General features: G+C 60.9%; 21 protein-coding genes and 1 other RNA gene. 11 read left to right on the top strand and 11 right to left on the bottom strand.

Annotation, left to right across the window (positions count from 1 at the left end; all coding sequences use genetic code 11):
* Positions 1-26: 26 nt before the first annotated feature.
* Entirely contained in the window at positions 27-473 is a 447-nt protein-coding gene (locus tag ACN0WV_RS13900) for a YtoQ family protein (protein WP_417606570.1), read from the top strand.
* Between the two features lie 60 nt (positions 474-533).
* Here the strand turns inward: ACN0WV_RS13900 and ACN0WV_RS13905 are convergent, their stop codons facing one another.
* A complete protein-coding gene (locus ACN0WV_RS13905) occupies positions 534-1235 on the bottom strand; it encodes a glutathione S-transferase family protein (RefSeq protein WP_417606572.1) in 702 nt (233 codons plus the stop codon).
* 141 nt (positions 1236-1376) lie between these two features.
* Here ACN0WV_RS13905 and mscL point away from each other — a divergent pair, with 141 nt between their 5' ends.
* On the top strand, positions 1377-1811 hold the full coding sequence (mscL, locus tag ACN0WV_RS13910) for a large conductance mechanosensitive channel protein MscL (protein ID WP_417606574.1): 435 nt from the start codon (positions 1377-1379) through the stop codon (positions 1809-1811).
* Between the two features lie 165 nt (positions 1812-1976).
* Positions 1977-2864 (top strand): cation diffusion facilitator family transporter, encoded by an 888-nt coding sequence (locus ACN0WV_RS13915; protein ID WP_417606653.1) that lies wholly within the window; start codon positions 1977-1979, stop codon positions 2862-2864.
* A gap of 54 nt (positions 2865-2918) precedes the next feature.
* Here ACN0WV_RS13915 and ald read toward each other — a convergent pair whose 3' ends face one another.
* A complete protein-coding gene (gene ald / locus ACN0WV_RS13920) occupies positions 2919-4043 on the bottom strand; it encodes an alanine dehydrogenase (protein WP_417606575.1) in 1125 nt (374 codons plus the stop codon).
* A 138-nt stretch (positions 4044-4181) separates the two neighbouring features.
* Between ald and ACN0WV_RS13925 the strand changes: the two genes are divergently transcribed.
* Positions 4182-4640, top strand: coding sequence for an Lrp/AsnC family transcriptional regulator (locus ACN0WV_RS13925; protein ID WP_417606577.1), 459 nt, complete (start codon positions 4182-4184; stop codon positions 4638-4640).
* A 201-nt stretch (positions 4641-4841) separates the two neighbouring features.
* Here the strand turns inward: ACN0WV_RS13925 and rpsU are convergent, their stop codons facing one another.
* Entirely contained in the window at positions 4842-5048 is a 207-nt protein-coding gene (rpsU, locus tag ACN0WV_RS13930) for a 30S ribosomal protein S21 (protein WP_084352971.1), read from the bottom strand.
* Positions 5049-5157: 109 nt separating this feature from the next.
* Between rpsU and ACN0WV_RS13935 the strand changes: the two genes are divergently transcribed.
* Both ACN0WV_RS13935 and ACN0WV_RS13940 read left to right on the top strand, forming a co-directional pair.
* Positions 5158-5859, top strand: a complete 702-nt coding sequence (locus tag ACN0WV_RS13935) for a COQ9 family protein (protein WP_084352972.1) — start codon at positions 5158-5160, stop codon at positions 5857-5859.
* Between the two features lie 94 nt (positions 5860-5953).
* Positions 5954-6937, top strand: coding sequence for an NAD(P)H-quinone oxidoreductase (locus tag ACN0WV_RS13940; RefSeq protein WP_417606579.1), 984 nt, complete (start codon positions 5954-5956; stop codon positions 6935-6937).
* Positions 6938-6970: 33 nt separating this feature from the next.
* Here ACN0WV_RS13940 and ACN0WV_RS13945 read toward each other — a convergent pair whose 3' ends face one another.
* Positions 6971-7969 carry a hypothetical protein gene (locus ACN0WV_RS13945; RefSeq protein ID WP_417606580.1) on the bottom strand — a complete coding sequence of 333 codons (999 nt, stop codon included), beginning with the start codon at positions 7967-7969 and terminating at the stop codon, positions 6971-6973.
* A gap of 66 nt (positions 7970-8035) precedes the next feature.
* Positions 8036-8668 carry a ribonuclease T2 family protein gene (locus ACN0WV_RS13950; RefSeq protein WP_417606582.1) on the bottom strand — a complete coding sequence of 211 codons (633 nt, stop codon included), beginning with the start codon at positions 8666-8668 and terminating at the stop codon, positions 8036-8038.
* 124 nt (positions 8669-8792) lie between these two features.
* On the opposite strand from ACN0WV_RS13950, the gene ACN0WV_RS13955 reads away from it, so the two are divergent.
* Positions 8793-9566, top strand: a complete 774-nt coding sequence (locus ACN0WV_RS13955; RefSeq protein WP_084352976.1) for a DUF1013 domain-containing protein — start codon at positions 8793-8795, stop codon at positions 9564-9566.
* 169 nt (positions 9567-9735) lie between these two features.
* On the opposite strand, the gene recR is transcribed toward ACN0WV_RS13955, so the two are convergent.
* The 3 genes from recR to ACN0WV_RS13970 all read right to left on the bottom strand — a co-directional run bounded on the left by recR (position 9736) and on the right by ACN0WV_RS13970 (position 12562).
* The gene (gene recR / locus ACN0WV_RS13960) at positions 9736-10329 is read right to left on the bottom strand and encodes a recombination mediator RecR (RefSeq protein WP_417606583.1); all 594 of its coding nucleotides are present in this window, start codon (positions 10327-10329) and stop codon (positions 9736-9738) included.
* Between the two features lie 58 nt (positions 10330-10387).
* Entirely contained in the window at positions 10388-10732 is a 345-nt protein-coding gene (locus ACN0WV_RS13965) for a YbaB/EbfC family nucleoid-associated protein (protein ID WP_084352978.1), read from the bottom strand.
* 72 nt (positions 10733-10804) lie between these two features.
* Entirely contained in the window at positions 10805-12562 is a 1758-nt protein-coding gene (locus ACN0WV_RS13970; protein ID WP_417606585.1) for a DNA polymerase III subunit gamma/tau, read from the bottom strand.
* Between the two features lie 333 nt (positions 12563-12895).
* On the opposite strand from ACN0WV_RS13970, the gene ypfJ reads away from it, so the two are divergent.
* On the top strand, positions 12896-13726 hold the full coding sequence (gene ypfJ, locus ACN0WV_RS13975) for a KPN_02809 family neutral zinc metallopeptidase (RefSeq protein WP_417606587.1): 831 nt from the start codon (positions 12896-12898) through the stop codon (positions 13724-13726).
* Between the two features lie 104 nt (positions 13727-13830).
* On the opposite strand, the gene ffs is transcribed toward ypfJ, so the two are convergent.
* From ffs to ACN0WV_RS13990, 3 genes are all read right to left on the bottom strand, one after another.
* An RNA gene (gene ffs / locus ACN0WV_RS13980) (signal recognition particle sRNA small type) lies at positions 13831-13929 on the bottom strand.
* A 21-nt stretch (positions 13930-13950) separates the two neighbouring features.
* On the bottom strand, positions 13951-14607 hold the full coding sequence (locus ACN0WV_RS13985; protein ID WP_417606588.1) for an HAD family hydrolase: 657 nt from the start codon (positions 14605-14607) through the stop codon (positions 13951-13953).
* A gap of 223 nt (positions 14608-14830) precedes the next feature.
* Positions 14831-16810 (bottom strand): bifunctional 2',3'-cyclic-nucleotide 2'-phosphodiesterase/3'-nucleotidase, encoded by a 1980-nt coding sequence (locus ACN0WV_RS13990; RefSeq protein WP_417606590.1) that lies wholly within the window; start codon positions 16808-16810, stop codon positions 14831-14833.
* A 190-nt stretch (positions 16811-17000) separates the two neighbouring features.
* Between ACN0WV_RS13990 and nudC the strand changes: the two genes are divergently transcribed.
* The 3 genes from nudC to ACN0WV_RS14005 all read left to right on the top strand — a co-directional run bounded on the left by nudC (position 17001) and on the right by ACN0WV_RS14005 (position 19477).
* Complete coding sequence (gene nudC, locus ACN0WV_RS13995; RefSeq protein WP_417606592.1) at positions 17001-17972, top strand: NAD(+) diphosphatase; 972 nt, start codon at positions 17001-17003, stop codon at positions 17970-17972.
* A 61-nt stretch (positions 17973-18033) separates the two neighbouring features.
* On the top strand, positions 18034-18501 hold the full coding sequence (locus tag ACN0WV_RS14000; protein ID WP_417606594.1) for an SRPBCC family protein: 468 nt from the start codon (positions 18034-18036) through the stop codon (positions 18499-18501).
* Positions 18502-18679: 178 nt separating this feature from the next.
* Positions 18680-19477: a DUF4198 domain-containing protein gene (locus ACN0WV_RS14005; protein WP_417606595.1), complete on the top strand. Its 798-nt coding sequence runs from the start codon at positions 18680-18682 to the stop codon at positions 19475-19477.
* The last annotated feature ends 19 nt before the right edge of the window (positions 19478-19496 follow it).

Here is a 19496-nt window from a genome sequence, read left to right on the forward strand (position 1 = left end):
CTCTGCGCGATATGAAGGAGAAGATGATGTTGAGAGTGTATCTATCCGGTGAAATCCACACCAGCTGGCGCGAAGAGATCATAGACGCTTGCGACGGTCTGGACATCGCCTTCGACGCCCCGGTGACGGATCACGCAGCTTCGGATGATTGCGGCGTGGCTATTCTGGGGGAGGAGCCGAACAAGTTCTGGCACGACCGCAAGGGCGCGATGGTCAACGCGATCCGCACCCGCAAGGGGATCGAAGAGGCTGACGTTGTCGTTGTGCGCTTTGGCGAGATGTACAAGCAGTGGAATGCGGCGTTTGATGCAGGTGTCGCCTCGGCGCTTGGCAAATCGCTGATCATCCTGCAACAGCCCGACCACGATCATGCCTTGAAAGAGGTGGATGCCGCCGCGCTGGCCGTTACCCGCACGCCTGCCGAAGTGGCGCAGATCCTGCGCTACGTCCTGACGGGCAAGCTGCCCGCCTGAGCGGATGACGTACTGCAATATGCCTTGCCGCGCCAGGAACGCGCCGGAAGGCAGAGCCTGTCAGTCGCGGGCCGGTGTCACCAAGCCGACCTGAACGGCAGGGCGCGCTGTGAACCGCTCCAGATAGGCCTTTAGATTTGGGTGATCGTCCCATGCCAGAAGGTCTTGCGTGCCATAGAATGACGGCGCACGCAGCCAGGGGCCAATGGCCATATCCGCGATGGAATAATCCCCCGCCACCCAGTCGCGCCCGTCCGACATGTGCTTTTCGAACACATTCATCAAGCGGCGCGCTTCATCAAGATAGCGTTTGGCAGGGTAGGGATCTTTGACCTCCTTGCCCGGACCGGAATGGAAATGGCCCATCTGGCCGAACATCGGGCCAAGCCCACCCATTTGCCACATCAGCCATTGTACGATCTTGGCGCGCTCGGCGGCATTGCGGCCAAAAAACTTTGACGTTTTCTCGGCCAGATAGATCAGGATCGCCCCGCTTTCGAACAGGGCCAAAAGCGTGCCGTCCGGCCCATCGGGATCAATGATCGCCGGGATCTTGTTGTTCGGGTTGACCGAAAGGAATTCCGGGCTTTTGACATCCGCATCCGCGAGGGTGACTTTGTGCGCTTCATAGGGCAGGCCCATTTCCTCCAAGGCGATCGAGATCTTGACCCCGTTGGGCGTGGGAAAGGAATATAGCTGGATACGCTCTGGGTGTTTCGCAGGCCAGCGGCGGCTGATGAGATAATTCGACAGGTCGGCCATGATGTTCTTTCGTGTTTGTCCTCTGAGGTCGGAACGTAACTCTTTTTCCCCGTATGCAAAGGCGCAGTTTTGTGCGAATCCGGAACCACTATGTTTTTTAACGCACCTAACGGGTGTGAGTAGTTGTCTGGAGGGACCGGAATGGTACAAGAATTCAAGGATTTCATCGCCAAGGGCAATGTCATGGACATGGCCGTCGGTATCATCATCGGTGCAGCCTTCACCGCGATCGTGGCATCGCTGGTTGGCGATCTGATCAACCCGATCATCGGCCTGTTCTCGGGCGGCATCGATTTCACCAACAAATATGCCGTGCTGTCAGGCGAAGTGCCCGCAGGTGCAAGCCTTGAAGCCGCCCGCGAAGCCGGGGCATCGGTCTTTGCCTATGGGTCTTTCATCATGGCCGTCATCAACTTCCTGATCATTGCCTGGGTCGTGTTCATGCTGGTCAAGATGGTCAACCGCGCCAAGGCGATTGCAGAAAAGCCCGATGATGTGGCCCCCGAGGTCGAAACCGGCCCGTCCGAGTTGGATATCCTCATCGAGATCCGCGATTCTCTAAAGAAATCCGCCTGAACTGATCGGACGTGACAGCCAGAGGCCCGTCGCAGCAGCGGCGGGTCTTTTTCGTTGCGCGATCTGAAGTAATTGAAAATGCGAGACATTATCAATTGCGCTGTAAAGCTTGCCGCCCCGATGTGCACAGGCTATCAGGCAGCAAGCAAGGCCGGGGGTGCATTCGTGACAAAGACGATGAAGATCGCCTGGGGCAGCCTGTTCGTGGGCATCCTGGTGTTGGGCATCAAGGCGCTGGCCTGGTGGATGACCGATTCTGTCGCGCTGTATTCCGATGCGATGGAAAGCATCGTCAACGTGGCTACGGCAATCGCCGCGCTGATGGCAATCCGTGTGGCGGCGCAGCCTGCCGATGCCACGCATCCCTACGGGCATCACAAGGCCGAGTATTTCAGCGCCGTTCTGGAAGGCGTGATGATCGTCATCGCGGCGCTCCTGATCCTGCACGAGGCGTGGCAAAGCTTTGCCAATCCGCGGCCCCTTGACGCCCCGTTGTCGGGGCTGGCGGTGAACCTTGTGGCCAGCATCATCAATGGCGTGTGGTGCTGGATTCTGCTGCGCACGGCACGGACTGAACGCTCGCCCGCGTTGGCAGCCGACGGCAAGCATCTGCTGTCGGATGTTGTCAGCTCGGTCGGGGTGACGTTTGGTGTGCTGATAGCGATCATGACCGGTCTGCCGTGGATCGACCCAGCGATGGCCGCTCTGGTGGCGCTGAACATTCTGTGGTCCGGCTGGCATGTCATCGCCGCCTCGCTCAGCGGATTGCTGGACGAAAGCCTGCCTGAGGACATTCTGGTGGAGCTGCGCGAGGTGATCTCGGATCAGGCCGAGGGGGCTGTCGAGGCGCATGACCTGCGCACCCGTCAGGCCGGGACGGCGACGTTTATCGAGTTTCATCTGGTTGTGGATGGCGCAATGTCGGTGGACGATGCACATGTCATCTGTGACCGGATCGAAGCAGGCTTGCTGGAGCGTGTACCCGATTGCGTCGTCACCATCCATGTCGAGCCTGAACACAAGGCCAAACATAGCGGTATCGTCGTGCTTTGAGGTACCAGAACTGCGCCCGCACCCGCGAGACGCGAACGCAGTTCCAGGCAGTCTTCAGCCGGCCTGTTTGAGGATGACTTGCGGTGCTGTCACGTCGATGCCAAGCGCGCGGCCCACGGCATAATAGGTCAGTTTGCCCGCATGCACGTTCAACCCGTCCAGCAGATGCGGATCGTCGGCGCAGGCTTTCTGCCAGCCCTTGTCGGCAAGTGCCAGCATGAAGGGCATCGTGGCATTGCCCAAAGCGATGGTCGAGGTGCGTGCAACCGCGCCCGGCATATTGGCGACGCAATAGTGAATGATGCCATCGACATCATAGATCGGGTCCTGATGGGTGGTCGCCTTCGACGTTTCAAAACACCCCCCCTGATCAATCGCCACATCCACCAGAACGGAACCGGGCTGCATCAGCGATAGCTGCTCGCGCGAGATCAGTTTGGGTGCTGCGGCACCGGGGATCAACACGGCACCGATGACCATGTCGGCGCGCGGCAGAAGCGTCGCCAGCGAATGCTGGTCGGAATATTGCGTGGTCAGGCGTCCCATGAACACATCGTCAAGATAGGACAGGCGCGGAATGGACCGGTCGAGCACGGTGACATTCGCGCCCATGCCAGCCGCCACGCGCGCCGCGGCCGTCCCCACGACGCCGCCGCCCACGATCACCACATTGGCCGGGCGCACACCGGGAACGCCGCCCAACAGCACACCGCTGCCGCCATTGGCCTTTTGCAGCGCCGATGCGCCGCTTTGCGGGGCCAGCCGTCCGGCAACCTCGGACATCGGTGCCAGCAGGGGAAGGCCGCCACGGCTGTCGGTCACGGTTTCATAGGCGATACAGGTCGCGCCGGAGGCCATCAGATCCTTCGTCTGTTCGGGATCGGGTGCAAGATGCAGATAGGCGAACAGCACCTGGCCTTCGCGCAGCATCTTGCGCTCTGTCGCTTGCGGTTCCTTCACCTTCACGATCATGTCGACGCTGGCGTAGACCTCTTCGGCGGTTTCGATGATCCGCGCTCCGGCGGCGATGTAATCCTCGTCGGTAAAGCCCGCGCCGGTGCCCGCACCCGCCTGTATCAGCATCTCGTGCCCGTGCTGCACGGCCTCATGTGCGGCGTTGGGCGTGACGCCAACCCGAAATTCCTGTGGCTTGATCTCTGTTGGGCATCCGATTTTCACGACGATCTCTCCTCCTGGTCCATTATCGCGGAGGATCGCGCAGACCTGCCGCAACTGCTTTTAGAAATAGCTCGTAAAACCACTATTGTATCGAATAACCTTGGGCAATCTGCTGCCTTCTGAAAGATATCGTGAATAATGACATTGGATGAGACGGACCGACGGATCCTCAGGGTACTTCAGCGCAGGGGCAGAATCTCGAATGCGGATCTGTCGGAAGAGATAAACCTGTCGGCGTCAGCGTGTCACAGACGGGTGCAGCGATTGGAAGCCTGCGGCATTATCCACGAGTATGTGGCGCTGCTGGAACCGCGCAAACTGGGCATCTCGACAACCGTTTTTGTGGAAATCACCCTGCAAAGCCAGTCGGATGAGATTTTTGACGCATTCGAGAAGGCTGTCAGCCGCATTCCGGATGTGCAGGAATGTCACCTTATGGCGGGGACGGCGGATTATATCCTCAAGATCGTGGCGGACGACACGGATGATTTCGCCCGCATCCACCGGCAGCATCTGGCGCGTCTGCCGGGGGTGGCGCAGATGCAATCTTCCTTTGCCCTGCGCACCGTGTTCAAAACCAGCGCGCTGCCGATCTAGGCGTCTTGCGCCGGGCGGAACGTCGGGCATCGCCAGCCCGCTGACAGCGGAGTGTGCCGGAAACCCGTTGGCGTTGCAGGAATGTCGTGACCCGATCGCCGGAATACATCCCGAAAACGACAAACCCCCGGGCAGGTGCCGCGGGGGTCGTCATTCTGTTCGTAAGCTTGAAGGTCATCAATGACCCCCGGGCAAAGTGATTTACATCATCCCTTCGCGCTGTGCTTTTTTGCGTGCCAGTTTGCGGGCCCGCCGGATCGCTTCAGCTTGCTCCCGCGCTTTTTTGACGGACGGTTTTTCGAAATGTTGCTTGAGCTTCATTTCACGAAAAACCCCTTCGCGTTGCAGCTTCTTTTTCAGGGCACGAAGCGCCTGATCAACGTTGTTCTCGCGAACACTAACCTGCATGTGGTTTTCACCACCTTTCTAAGTTCGAGTTGCATGGATTGCAGGAGGTGGCCCTATAGCAAAGCCACCCTAGCTTGTCTACACTACCGATGACCGAACGGAGGCACCGATGACCGACAGTGAACGCTCCCCGCAAGAGCAGCTATTGGATGCGGCCCTGACGCATGTCGCGTTTGACGGCTGGACAGAAACGACGTTCCGCGCGGCGGTCGCGGATACCGGAATGGACCCGGTGATGGCGCGTGCGCTTTATCCGCGGGGCGCGGTGGATCTGGCACTGGCCTTTCACCGTCGCGGCGATGCGCAAATGGTGGCGCGGCTGAAGGCGGCGGACCTGTCCGCGATGCGGTTTCGAGATCGAATCGCCGCTGCTGTGCGGTATCGTCTGGAAGCGGCCGAGGACCGCGAGGCGGTGCGCCGTGGCACAACCCTGTTCGCGCTGCCGATGCATGCTGCTGACGGGGCCAAGGCGATCTGGGGCACCGCCGATCTGATCTGGAACACGCTTGGCGACATCTCTGACGATGTGAACTGGTACACCAAGCGCGCGACATTGTCGGGGGTTTACGGCTCTGCCGTGCTGTTCTGGCTGGGCGACGATTCGCCCGACCATCAGGCGACATGGGCGTTTCTGGATCGGCGGATCGACGATGTCATGCAGATCGAGAAGGTCAAGGCGCAGGTGCGCGGCAACAAGTTTCTCAGCGGGGTGCTTGCAGGGCCAAACTGGTTGTTGGGCCAGATCAAGGCACCAGTACGCAGGCATGACAGTGATTTGCCGGGGCATTGGTCGGGGTCCGGGAAACCCTAGATCCGTTGCGGGTCAGTGCGAAGCGTCGGGGCTTGCTGACCGGCACAGAGAGGCTAGTCTGCGCTGTGGCAGTTATCGGGAAGGTTCAGAGCAAATGACACAGACAATGCGCGCAGTCGAGATTTCACAACCCGGCGGGCCGGAGGTGCTGACGCTGGTCGAACGGCCACGGCCCGAGGCGGCGCATGGGCAGGTTGTCCTGAAGCTCGCCTATGCAGGGGTGAACCGGCCGGATGCCTTGCAGCGCGCGGGGGCCTATGCGCCGCCCCCCGGTGCCAGTGACCTGCCGGGGCTGGAAGCGGCTGGCGAGGTTGTCGCCGTGGGGCCGGGTGTCGATTGGCCATCTGTGGGCGACGAGGTATGCGCGCTGTTGCCCGGTGGCGGCTATGCGGAATATGTCGCGACTCCTGCCGCGCATTGCCTGCCCGTCCCGCAAGGGATGGATCTCAAGCAAGCCGCCTGTCTGCCCGAAACCTTCTTCACCGTCTGGTCCAACGTGTTCATGCGGGGCGGGCTGCAAGCGGGCGAGCGATTCCTGATCCATGGCGGATCCAGCGGCATCGGGACGACGGCGATCCAACTGGCGCGGCAGTTTGGTGCCCGTGTCTTTGCCACCGCCGGATCTGCCGACAAATGCGCCGCCTGTACGGATTTGGGCGCGGAGCGGGCGATCAACTACCGCGAGGAGGATTTCGTCGAGATTTTGCGCGCCGAGGGCGGGGCCAACCTGATCCTCGACATGGTAGGAGGCGATTACATCCCGCGCAATATCAAGGCTTTGGCGGATGACGGGCGGCTGGTCCAGATCGCCTTTCTGAGCGGGCCTAAGGTTGCGCTGAACTTTGCGCAGGTGATGACGCGAAGATTGACGATTACCGGGTCTACCTTGCGGCCACAGTCGGATCTGGCGAAGGCGCGGATCGCGGATGCGCTGCGCGAACAGGTCTGGCCGCTGCTGGACGCTGGCAAAGTCGCCCCGGTGATGGATTCCGAATTCCCGCTGGAACAGGCTGCGGACGCCCATGCGCGCATGGAGGGCAGCACCCATATCGGCAAGATCGTCCTGAAAGTCGGCTAAGGCAATCCGCCGCGATTTGCGGGTTCTCCGAAACTAGTGCAGTTTCGGGTTCTCGTCATACATCCTGCGCGCAAGCTTTATCCAGAAGGCGGGTGGCACCCGGTTCCGGTGCACCAGATTGGGGTCTTTGTTTGGCCATGTGATTTTCAGATCATGGCCGGTCTTGCGAATGTCTTCTTCGAACGCAGTGTTGAGCGGTTCGAAAAAACTGATCATCCGCGCGACCTCTGCCTCGGAATAGACGGTGGTCTTGACGCCTTCGCGGAAATGTTGCTCCAGCACGCTGCGGGTGACGTTAAGAAGTTTCCGGCTGGACGACTGCTTGATCGATATCTGCGCCGAAGCCCAGGCCGTCAACGGGTCTTGCGACACGTTGCTGTCGCCGGCGCTGAGGGCCGACAGCTGCGACGTCAGATGCCCATACCCCGCCAGATCCATGATTTCGCCGATGATCCCGTCAGGCCTCCTTATGGCTTGATCGTAAACGAAGAAACTTATCTCTTCAGGGGCGAAACCACGTTTCAGATGGCCGTATAGCCAATTGAAATCCATCAGGACTCCGGTTGCCATTCGATGCGACAGCGCGCGTTCATACAGTCTGACCCACGGCACCGCGACGGTTGACTTGGCAACCTGAAGGTAGATGGATTGCAGAAAGGACACTTGGTTGCGGATGCAGCAGATGACCTGAAACTCGTCAAATTCCGAGCACAGCTCGCGGATGTCGGCAAGGTTGATGCGCTGTTTCGGATCGCCGCGGGAAAACTCCTCCGAGGACACGAAAACCGTCTTGTCCGTGTTGGCATAGTCGCGCACCAGAGTCTTCCACGCGCTGACCGAGCCTTCTTCGTACTGGTATTGCGGCGGCAAGGTGATCCAGTCGGTCACCAGCCCGTGCTGGCCGCTTTCCGTTCCTAGTTTTGGAAAAATAAACCCATGCTTGGCAAGCATTTTTCGGTTGAGGGCCAGGATGTTCTGTATCGAGGTTGTGGCGGTCTTATGGGTGCCAACGTGAAGGATCAGCTTGGACATTCGGGCCTCGTAACGGGTCGGTTTGCGGGGGTCTGTTAGCACCGCAGCCGATGTTGCGCCAGCCTCCTAGCGCACGGGGTCCAGCAGAGCATCCGTCATCCGGCAATCACGCAGGACGTCGCTGCCACAGGGCACCGGCTCAAGGTCTTTCGACAGACAAATCCGCACCTCCTGAATGCGCGCGCTCTGGCAGGTGATGGTGACCATGTCGGGCGCGAATGTCGGGTTGGCCTTCAGGAACGCTTCTTCGACGACCAAGGCCGGTATTTTCACGGGCTGATCGAGCTTGCGAAACACGGCAGGCCGCGTGATGCTGCCATAGGCCTTGCGGGAGAGGGCGAAATAGGCCTTCGCGGAGAGGCCGGAACAGGTGCCATGCTTTTTCCACTGGTGCCAGGCCAGCCCGCTTGTCCCCATGATATCCGCCATCGCTGCTGTCTGTTGACGCGACGGCGCGCGTTCCTGCGTCCGGCAGTAGGACGGCCAGCCACGGTGATATTGCGGCCAAAGCCCGTGTAGCACCCAGCCGAAATCGCGGCCAGCATCGCATTGCTGAGAGTTGCGGGCATCGCCTTCGAGCGCACACCAGGTCGGGGACCAGCTGAGCGACAGCACGTAATAGTCGAATTTGCCCGAGGGTTCGCCCTCTGCCCTGGCCAGCCCGGCACTCATCAAAAACAGCAATACCAACAAACGCATTTTCTCTTTCCTCTTCCGTCTTGCGCCACTATATAGGCCCGAAGTTCCCCGACAATGGTAACCGGTCCGGATCTCGGATCAGCCTCTAGGCAGGCATCGGGGAAGATTTGTAAGGAGATACCCGATGGCAAAACTGCTGCATCCCAAGGCGACCGCCGTCTGGCTGGTGGACAATACCACGCTGACCTTCAAACAGATTGCCGATTTTGTCGGCATGCACGAGCTTGAGGTTCAGGGCATTGCCGATGGTGACGTGGCCACAGGCGTCAAGGGGTTCGATCCCATCGCCAACAATCAGCTGACCCAGGACGATATCGACAACGCTGAGAAAAACCCGCTGAACCGGCTGAAGCTGAAGTTCAACGCCGCCGCCCGCGATGAGGAAAAACGCCGTGGCCCGCGCTATACGCCGCTGTCAAAGCGTCAGGATCGTCCGGCCTCGATCCTGTGGCTGGTGAAATTCCACCCCGAACTGTCGGATGGCCAGATTTCCAAGCTGGTGGGCACCACGAAGCCGACAATTCAGGCGATCCGCGAGCGCACGCATTGGAATATCGCGAACATTCAGCCCATCGACCCGGTCGCGCTGGGGCTGTGCAAACAGTCCGAACTGGATGCAGCCGTGCAGAAGGCCTCGGCCAAGAAGCAGGCCGAGGGGGCCGCGCTGTCGGACGATGATCGTCGCAAGCTGCTGTCCACCGAACAAAGCCTTGGCCAGCCCGCCGAACCGCGGATCCCGACGGCGATTGAAGGATTGGAAACCTTCAGCCTGTCCGACCCGCGGGGGGACGAGGACGAGGATGAGGACGAAGCGGACAAGCGCGATTCCCGCGAATATCTTGACGCGGACAGCTTCTTCAACCTGCCGGAAAGCGGCGAGGATGACGAGCAGCCGTAACACGGTTTTTGACGCGATTTCCAGGGACCCGTTGGCCAGCGCCTGCGGGTCTTTTTTGTTTGGTCCTGTCATTATGGGGCGCGTGCGTGGACAGGGCAGGAGCGAGGGGCCAGCCCCTCGCGCTCCCCGGAGTATTTTGGCCAATGAGAATGGGCAAAAGGGGCGTTGATCAGATCGGTTTGCGGGCGTTCAGGGCGGCTGAGATCGTACCGTCGTCGAGGTAGTCCAGTTCACCGCCGATCGGGACCCCCTGCGCCAGGGAGGTCAGCGTCACGCGATGTTCCAGCTGGTCGGCGATGTAATGTGCGGTGGTCTGGCCGTCGACCGTGACGTTGAGGGCCAAGATGATCTCGGTGATCTCTTCGTCATCAATCCGGTCCGCAAGGCGGGGGATGCGCAGGTCTTCGGGCCCGACGGCATCCAGCGCGGATAACGTGCCGCCCAGCACATGATAACGGCCCTTGAAGACGCCGGAACGTTCCATTGCCCAAAGGTCGGCCACATCCTCGACCACGCAGATCTGGCCATTGGCGCGCTTGTTGGAGGTGCAGATGTCACAGAGGTCGGCGGTGCCGATATTGCCGCAGTTCACGCATTCCCGTGCGGAGGCGGCGACGTTTTGCATGAGGTCGGCGAGCGGCGTCATTTGCAAGGCGCGCTTACGGATAAGGTGCAGCACCGCGCGGCGGGCCGAGCGGGGGCCGAGGCCTGGCAGCTTGGCCATCAGGTCGATCAGCGCGTCGATATCGCGGGTGTTGGACAAGCGGGGTTTCCCTTGCAGGTAGGGCGGCGCGTCCGGAGAGGCACCGCCGGTTGCCGGATCAGAAGGGCAGTTTCATGTCCTTGGGCAGGCCCATGCCTTCGGTCAGCTTGGCCATCTCGTCCTGGGCTTTCTCGCTGGCCTTGGCCTGCGCGTCCTTGATCGCGGCCAGGATCAGGTCCTCGACCACTTCCTTTTCATCCGGATTGAAGATCGACGGGTCGATATCCAGCGCCCGCAGGTCGCCCTTGGCCGAACAGGTTGCCTTGACCAGACCCGCCCCGGATTCGCCGGTGACGGTGATATTCTGCATATCTTCCTGAAGCTGGGCCATCTTGCCCTGCATTTCCTGCGCTTTCTTCATCATCCCGGCCATGTCGCCGAGATTTCCGAGGCCTTTGAACATCTGAAAATCCTTTTGTTGTCGGTTTGGTCGCTGAAATACGCATTGCGGGACCGCGTCACAAGTGGCGAGGGGTCAGCCGTCTTCGAACAGATCCCATTCATCCTCGACCTCTGGCAGGGCTTGGGCCCCGGCTTCGGCGGCGATGTCTTCGGGGGTGCGGATCGTGGTGATACGTGCCTTTGGGAAGGCGGCGATGACGGCTTGCCACATCGGGTGTTCCATCGCGCGGGCCTTCAGGGCGAGGGCCGCCGCATCGCGTTTCTCGGCAATGGTTTCAGATGTGGCGCCGTTCACGACCGACACCGCCCAGCGGTTGCCTGTCCAGCGTTGCAGGGCGCTGCCCAGATTCTGGGCAAGGTTCGCGGGGGCGTTGTCTGTCGGCGTGAATTCGATCCGGCCGGGTTGGTAGGCGGCGAGGCGCAGGCCGGTTTCCACCTCGACCAGCAGCTTGACGTCGCGATTGGCGCGGATCAGGTCCAGCACATGTTCGAACGTGGGGAACCGCGCGAGTGCGTGATCCTGCGCGATGGCCTGTGCGGGCGCGCCGCCCTGAGCGGTTGCGCCGGAAGAGGGTGCTGGTCCGCGTGCGTGTTGGGGAGTTGCTTGTACGGTCGAAGCTGTGGTGCCACCTGTTGGTGCCCGGCCACCCGGTGGTCCATTGGACGGCGGTGGCGTGTCCTGCAACTTGCGCAGCAATTCTTCGGGCGAGGGCAGTTCGGCCACATGGGTCAGGCGGATGATCGCCATTTCGGCGGCCATCATCGCATTGGGCGCGCTGGCAACCTCGTCCAGCGCTTTCAGCAGCATCTGCCACATCCGGGTCATGGCGCGCATCGGCAACGCCTCTGCCATCTGCATGCCGCGGCTGCGTTCGTCGGGCGAGATCGTGGGGTCCTCGGCGGCTTCGGGTGTGATCTTGACGACGGAAATCCAATGCGTGATCTCGGCCAGATCGCGCAGCACCGCCATCGGATCGGCGCCATCTGCATATTGGCCGGAAAGCTCGGTCAGCGCGCCTGCCGCATCGCCGCGCATGATCATGTCATAAAGGTCCAGCACCCGGCCACGATCAGCCAGCCCCAACATGGCGCGCACCTGCTCGGCGGTGGTTTCGCCAGCGCCATGGCTGATCGCCTGATCCAGCAGCGAGGTGGCATCGCGGGCCGAGCCTTCGGCAGCGCGGGTGATCAGGGCCAGCGCCTCGTCGGTGATCTCTGCGCCTTCGGAGGTCGCGATCTTGCGCAGCAATGCGATCTGCGTTTCGGGTTCGATCCGGCGCAAATCAAAGCGTTGGCAGCGTGACAGGACGGTGACGGGGACCTTGCGGATCTCGGTCGTGGCGAAGATGAATTTGACGTGCTCTGGCGGCTCTTCCAGCGTCTTCAGAAGTGCGTTGAATGCGCCCGTGGACAGCATGTGAACTTCGTCGATGATATAGACCTTGTAGCGCGCCGAGGCCGCCCGGTAATGCACGGAATCGATGATCTCGCGGATATTGGCGACGCCGGTATTCGATGCCGCGTCCATCTCCATCACATCGACATGGCGGCCTTCCATGATGGCCACGCAATGTTCGCATTTTCCGCAGGGTTCCGTCGTCGGGCCGCCGGTCCCGTCCGTGCCGATGCAGTTCATCCCCTTGGCGATGATCCGCGCGGTGGTGGTTTTGCCGGTTCCGCGAATGCCGGTCATGATGAAGGCCTGCGCGATGCGGTCGGCCTTGAACGCGTTCTTCAGCGTGCGCACCATCGCGTCCTGACCGACAAGATCGGCAAAGGTTTCCGGGCGGTATTTCCGGGCGAGCACCTGATAGGCGGGAGAATCGGTCATGCGGTCCTTGCTGGGCTTTGGCTGCGTCCGGCAGAGCGTACAAACACCCCGGCCAAAGGTCCAGCGGCGGGGTTTTCGTGTCTCGGGACGCGTACCGGAAACATGGCGTTGATTTTGGGGGTATTCCTTTCTGCTGGTGGTGAGCTTGCGCGTGGGAGGCGTAGAACACACCAAAGTCAATCGGTTGTGCGGGGTTGAGGGCAGCCGAGCAGGTGTCCGGGGCAGATGTGGCGGCAATTTGCCAGACGCAACAACGCGGTCTTTTTCTGCTTCGACATGGCGGCGCTGCGTGTATGATATGCTCGGTTGGATCGGCGATTGAAAGGGGACAGAATGCGACTGAGAGGCGTGCGGGCAAGCCGTAATGTAGAAGATCGCCGCCGCTATGGCGCGAAAGGCGCGGGCATTGGCGGCGTGGGCCTTTTGGTGGTTCTGGCAGTGGGGTATTTCGCCGGGATCGACGTGACGCCGCTGCTTCAAGGGGCCGGAACGCAGTCCAGCGCCCCTCGCGAGTTGAGTGCGCAGGAAGAGGCCGCAGGCAGCTTTGCAGCACAGGTGTTGGGCACGACAGAGCAGGTCTGGAGCCAAGTCTACCCCGCGCAGGTCGGCGAGGATTATACGCCGCCTGTCATGGTCCTGTATTCCGGGGTGACGCAATCGCCCTGCGGGTCGGCCTCTGGTGCCACGGGGCCGTTCTATTGCCCGGCGGATCGCAAGGCCTATCTGGACACCGAATTCTTCTCGACCCTGTCTCAGCAACTGGGCGCGTCGGGCGATTTTGCCGCCGCCTATGTGATCGCGCATGAGGTGGCCCATCATGTTCAGAATGAATTGGGCATCCTCGGCCAAGTCGATCAGGCCCGGCGGCAGTCGAGTGAGACGCAGGCCAACGCACTGACTGTGCGCCTGGAGTTGCAGGCCGACTGCCTGTCGGGCGTCTGGGCGCGCTCTGTCGATGGGCTGCTGGAGCCGGGCGATCTGGAAGAGGCGCTGAACGCCGCGCGCAGGATCGGTGACGATTATCTGCAAAAGCGTGCGGGCCAAGTGCCGCAGCCGCATACCTTTACCCATGGCACCAGCGAACAGCGTTCTGGCTGGTTCGCGCGCGGCTATGACAGCGGGCGGATGGCCGATTGCGATACATTCAGCGCGGAACAGTTGTAAAGCGATCGGACAGTGCGTCGGCGCGCCCGTGCTGCGCGGATCCTGACGGGCGCTGAACAGTCGCTGCCAAGGCAACCATTCGCGGATCTCGCATGTTGGGGGAAAGGTGAGAGGCTGGACAACGACCCAAGCGGGGCTCGTTACGGCTGCTTCCTTCCGGATCTGACCGGGTTGGCGAGGCGCTCGCCCGCGCCAACCTCTCACCCCCTATCTAGGGTGTTGAATCAGGATTCGCAAGGTGCCGGTAACAACCCGGCCTGATGCGCGCCCAACAGCAGGCTGTCCGCGACGATATGGGCGAATTTTCCCGAGGCCGGAATGATGTCGGGCACCTGAATCACATGCATTCCGGCGGCAAAGGCCGCTTGTGCGCCGGTCTCGCTATCCTCGAAGGCCAGACAGATTTCCGGGCTGACGCGGAGACGGCGCGCGGCTTCCAGATAGGGTTCGGGATGCGGTTTGGCGTTGGTGATGCAATCCACGGTCACAACGGTTTTTATCCAACGCCCAAGCCCGGTAATGCGCAATTTTTGGTCCGCCTCTGCCTGACTGGACGAGGTGCAGATCGCGCGGGGCAGGTCACGCTCTGCCAGCCAGGTCAGCAGCTCTTCGACGCCGGGCTTCAGGGGAATTTCCGTCTCGAAATGCTCGCGCGCGACCTCGACCCAGGTCTCGAAAAGTGCCGGCAGGTCGATATCGCCGTATTCCGCGCGCAGGATCGACGATCCCGCGACCTTGTCCTTGCCGATGAGGCTGTGCAGCAGCCTGTCCGTCACAGGCAGCCCATGGGCCTCAAACGCGATCCGGGACGAATTCATCGACAGGGTTTCCGTGTCGATCAGGGTGCCATCAAGATCGAAGATTACAGCAGCGAAGGTCATGGTTTCTCCTGTAGCGCCCGTATTTGCCGGCCCGCGTTTTGCGGGCCTCAATCGTGTTGCATCGGATCGCGGGTTTTCCGGACGGTCTCACGCATCTAGCGGCGCGATGTGCCTGGGGATCGCATGAACCAGACCTGATGCGAGACGCTATAAACACCAGACGGGCGGCCCTGTCGAGCCGCCCGCGTCGTTATCGTTAGCGGTAACTTGCCGCGTCTGTGTGTCAGAGCATGATGCGGAATTGCGCGAACCCGTCGGCACCGTCGCCCGCATCCTCGATCGTCACGCCCTTGACGTCAGACATGTAGTCACGCGCCTTCGGGCCGGTTTCGAACAACACGCTGGTGTCGTCCAGCGGCGCGAAGGACCAGTTGGCATCGGCCGAGGGATTGATCGTGCCTTGCTCGACGATATAGCGCACGATGACGTCGCGGTTGGTGTCGGGTGCCTCGAAGATGATCGTGTCGCCCATCGCGCCCGGAAAACTGCCGCCGCCGCTCGCGCGGTAGTTGTTGGTGGCGATGATGAACTCCATGTCGGGGGTCACCGGCTGGCCGTCATAGGCCAAATCCACGATGCGGTTGGCATCCGGGTTCAGCGGCTCGCCCTTGGGGCCGTATTTCGACGGCTGTGACAGATCGATCTGATAGGTCACACCGTCGATCACGTCGAAGTTGTAGCTTGGAAATTCGGTGTTGAGCAGCACCTGGTCGGCCTTGCCCACCTCTACCTGATTGAACATGCCAGCAGAGCGTTCCAGCCAGTCCTTGAGTTGCTGGCCGTTCACCTTCACCGCCCGCGCCGTATTGGGATAAAGGTACAGGTCGGCCACGTTCTTGATCGCCACATCACCGGCAGGCACATCCGTGTAGTATTCCGGACCACCCCGGCCACCGGCCTTGAAAGGGGCGGCGGCGGACAGGATTGGCAGGCCCTCGTATTCAGTGCCTTCCATCATCTGCTCGATATACCATTTCTGCGCGATCGAGACGATCTGGACAGACGGATCATCGGCCACCAGCGCGAAATAGCTGTGCAGCGGCGCAGAGGTCTTGCCGACGGCGCGACGCACATAGGCGAGCGTTTCCTCGTGCTGCTGGCGCACGCTGTCCAGCACGGCCGGATCATCCTCGACCAGCGCCGTGACGGACCGATCCTCGTTGCGTTTGCTGATCGGGCGCGCCTCTGACGCGGTGGACACGACGCGCCATTCGCCGGCCTCGCGTTCCAGCATCAGGTCGATCACGCCCAGATGGCTGCCCCAGAAGCCGCCCATTGCGGCGGGCTTGCCGTGGATCGTGCCCTTGTCGACATCGACCGCGGCATAAGCGGCATAGGTGGGCGACGGGAAGACAAGGTGGCTGTGGCCGGTCATCACCGCGTCCACGGCGTCAATGGAGGCAAGCGGAACGCTGGCATTTTCCATGCCGTCGGTTTCCTCGGCCGCGCCGATACCGGAATGCGAAAGCGCGATGATGATGTCGGCGCCTGCTTCTTTCATCTCGGGGATATAGGCGCGGGCGGTTTCGACGATATCGCGGGCCTCGACATTGCCTTGCAGGTGCTTGCTGTCCCAGTTCATCACTTGCGGCGGGGTAAAGCCGATGATGCCGACCTTGATGTCATGGCTGGCACCCGCACCATCGGTCACGGTGCGGTCAAGGATCACATAGGGTTTGAACAGCGTGGTGTCGTCACGCGGAGCCGCGCCCTTTTCGGTGGCCAGATTGGCCAGCACGATGGGGAATTCGGCCCCAGCGGCGGATTTCATCAGGAAATCCAACCCGTAGTTGAATTCGTGGTTGCCGATGGTGCCCGCGTCAAAGCCCACCGTGTTCATCGCAGTGATGACGGGATGCATGTCACCTTCCTTCATGCCGCGCTCATAGGCGATATAGTCGCCCATCGGGTTGCCCTGAAGAAAGTCGCCATTGTCCACCAGCATCGAATTGGTCGCCTCGGCGCGGATGTCGCCGATGATCGACGCGGTGCGCGACAGGCCCACGGTGTCCACCGGGCGGTCGGAATAATAGTCATACGGGAAGACATGCACATGCAGGTCTGTGGTTTCCATGATCCGCAAATGGACCTGACCTTCGGCTGCGCGGGCAGAGAAAGGATGCAAGGTGATCATCGACGCCCCCGCTGCCGTACCGGCAAGGAACGCACGTCGGGAAAGGGTCGGGAATACGGTCTTGGGCATTGTTCGGCTCCGTTAAGGCATTGACGTGACAAGAGCATGCGAAGACTACAATCCGATGACAAGACAACTGGAGCAGGTTGCTAAAAAGAGGGTCAACTCTTGGTTGCGCAGCCGCTTGGTCAAACTCAAGGTGTTTGCCACCGGATCAGGGGCATGACATGGAAAGTGTGACATAAATGGGAGCATTTGCATGCAATTTTCTGAAACAGTGACCTTCGGCGGATCTTCGCTCGACCGGGCAGCAGAAATGCGCGGAGATGCGCCGAAACTGAAGGCGCTGACCGATTCTGACGCGTCACGCGCGGTGCTGTTCTGGCGCGGCAAGCCGCTGGTGGCCGCGTCTGACGATGGTCTTACTTTGGCAAAGCTGTCGATGAGGCACCCGATCCTGACGGGTTTGGCCGACCCTGTCTTTCTGGGGCGCGAAAGTGAAGGCACCGGATATTTTGCCTATGAGCTGCGGGGCTGGGTGCCGGAGGGGCTAGACGAGGCGGCGCTTCAGGAATTTCTCGATCAATCCGAACAGACCCATCCGGCATTGACCGAGGGGCAGCATTTTGCAGAGCTGCGCGCCGTTATGACCCGGGTGGATGCACGCGATGCTGAACTGGCCGCGACCGGCAAGGCAATCCTCGGCTGGCATGCCACGCACGGGTTCTGTGCCGCCTGCGGTGTCAAATCGGATATTTTCATGGCGGGTTGGCAGCGTATTTGCCCGGTCTGCAAAACGCATCATTTTCCGCGCACGGATCCGGTTGTGATCATGCTTGTCACCCGAGGAAATTCTGTTCTGCTGGGGCGCTCGCCACATTGGCCGGACGGTATGTATTCTCTGCTTGCAGGCTTTATCGAGCCGGGAGAAACCATGGAGGCCGCCGTGCGCCGTGAGGTCTATGAAGAGGCGGGCATTCGCATCGGGCATGTCAGATACCTCGCCAGCCAGCCCTGGGCGTTTCCATCTTCTTTGATGCTGGGTTGTACAGGAGAGGCGCTGACGCATGAGATCACCCTGGACCCGGTGGAATTGGAGGACGCTTTGTGGATCACCCGCGAGGAATTGATGGAGGTCTTCGCCGGTAGAAGAACCGACATACTGCCCACCCGAAAGGGCGCGATCGCGCAGTTCCTGCTGAGCAACTGGCTTGCGGACAGGGGCGAATGACGCAAAACTGGCGGTCTGTCAGATCCCGGACAGAACCACGGCAGAGCAGGGCGATCAAACGATGGAATTGACGACGACCGAAGACATCGAGGCGCCTTTGGACGCGGTTTTCGCGACGGTAACGGATTTTGATGTTCTCGAACGCTCTGCACTGCGTCGGGGGATAGATGTGCGGCGGACGGACCAAATGTTCGAACCCGGTCCGGGCATGACCTGGGCCACGACTTTCGCGTTTCGTGGCAAGACGCGCACGGCAACCATCGAAGTGACGCAATACGAACAACCGGAGTCCTTGACCTTCGCAGGGTCGTCAGGCGGACTGGATGTCGGCGTGTCGATAGAATTGGTCGCACTATCCCGGTCGCGCACCCGACTGACGATGAAGGTGGTGCCGCGCCCCCGGACGCTGTCTGCGCGGTTGCTGATGCAGTCGATGAAGTTGGCAAAGGGCAATATTGGCAAGCGGTTCCGGGTGCGGATTGCCGATTACGCCAAGGATATTGAAGATCGCGCCAAACGTAGCGCGTGAAGCGATGACGCAGGTCCTTTGATGCGAGCGCTTGCAGGTCACGTCGCTGAATCATTTCTGCCTTTTGTCTCGTGAGACAAGGGCCGCGCCTGCCACCCTCACGCATCTGTGGATTGAAACCCTGTGCAGCGCCGCTACAGTTCGGCGCTACTGCCGACCAACCGTAAGGAGTTTGCCGATGCGTGCGCTTGCCTTGATTGCTGCACTCTTTCCCGTCGCGGCCTCTGCACATGAATTCTGGATATCGCCGTTGGAGTATCAGATCGCGGTGGATGCCCCGTTGGTTGCAGATATCCGTGTCGGCGAAAATTTCGAAGGCTCGGCATTCTCCTATCTGTCGATGCGGTTTCGTCGTTTTGACCTGGCGATGGGCGATGACCTGGCAGAGGTCCCCGGTCGTGCCGGGGACAGGCCCGCGATGACCATGCCCGCACCGCAGGAGGGGCTGGCCGTGGTGATCCATGAAACAACCGATTACCTGCTGACCTATAAGGAGTGGGCGAAATTCGAATCCTTCACGACGCACAAGGATTTTGCCTGGGCGATGGATCGGCACCGCGAACGCGGTCTGCCGGAAGCCGGATTTCGCGAGCGCTACAGCCGGTATGGAAAAAGCCTGATCGCGGTGGGCCGGGGTGTCGGCCAAGACCGCGAAGTCGGATTGTTGACAGAGATTGTTGCACAGGCGAATCCCTATACCGATGATCTGTCCAGAGGGTTTCCGGTGAAGGTGCTATATGAGGGGGCGCTGCGCACGGACACGCAGGTTGAACTGTTCGACAAGGCACCCGATGGCACCGTTACATCTTCGCTTTACCGCACCGACGAGGAGGGGTTGGCGATCTTCCCGGTCAGCCCCGGCCATACCTATCTTGTCGATTCCGTGGTCATGCGCCCGTTGGACCCAGAGGCGGAGGATGACCCGGTTTGGGAATCGCTTTGGGCATCGCTGACGTTCCGTATGCCGGACGACTGAACCGCGCCACGTGCCGCCG

This window comes from Primorskyibacter flagellatus (assembly GCF_048268605.1).
GTDB classification, from domain to species: domain Bacteria; phylum Pseudomonadota; class Alphaproteobacteria; order Rhodobacterales; family Rhodobacteraceae; genus Primorskyibacter; species Primorskyibacter flagellatus.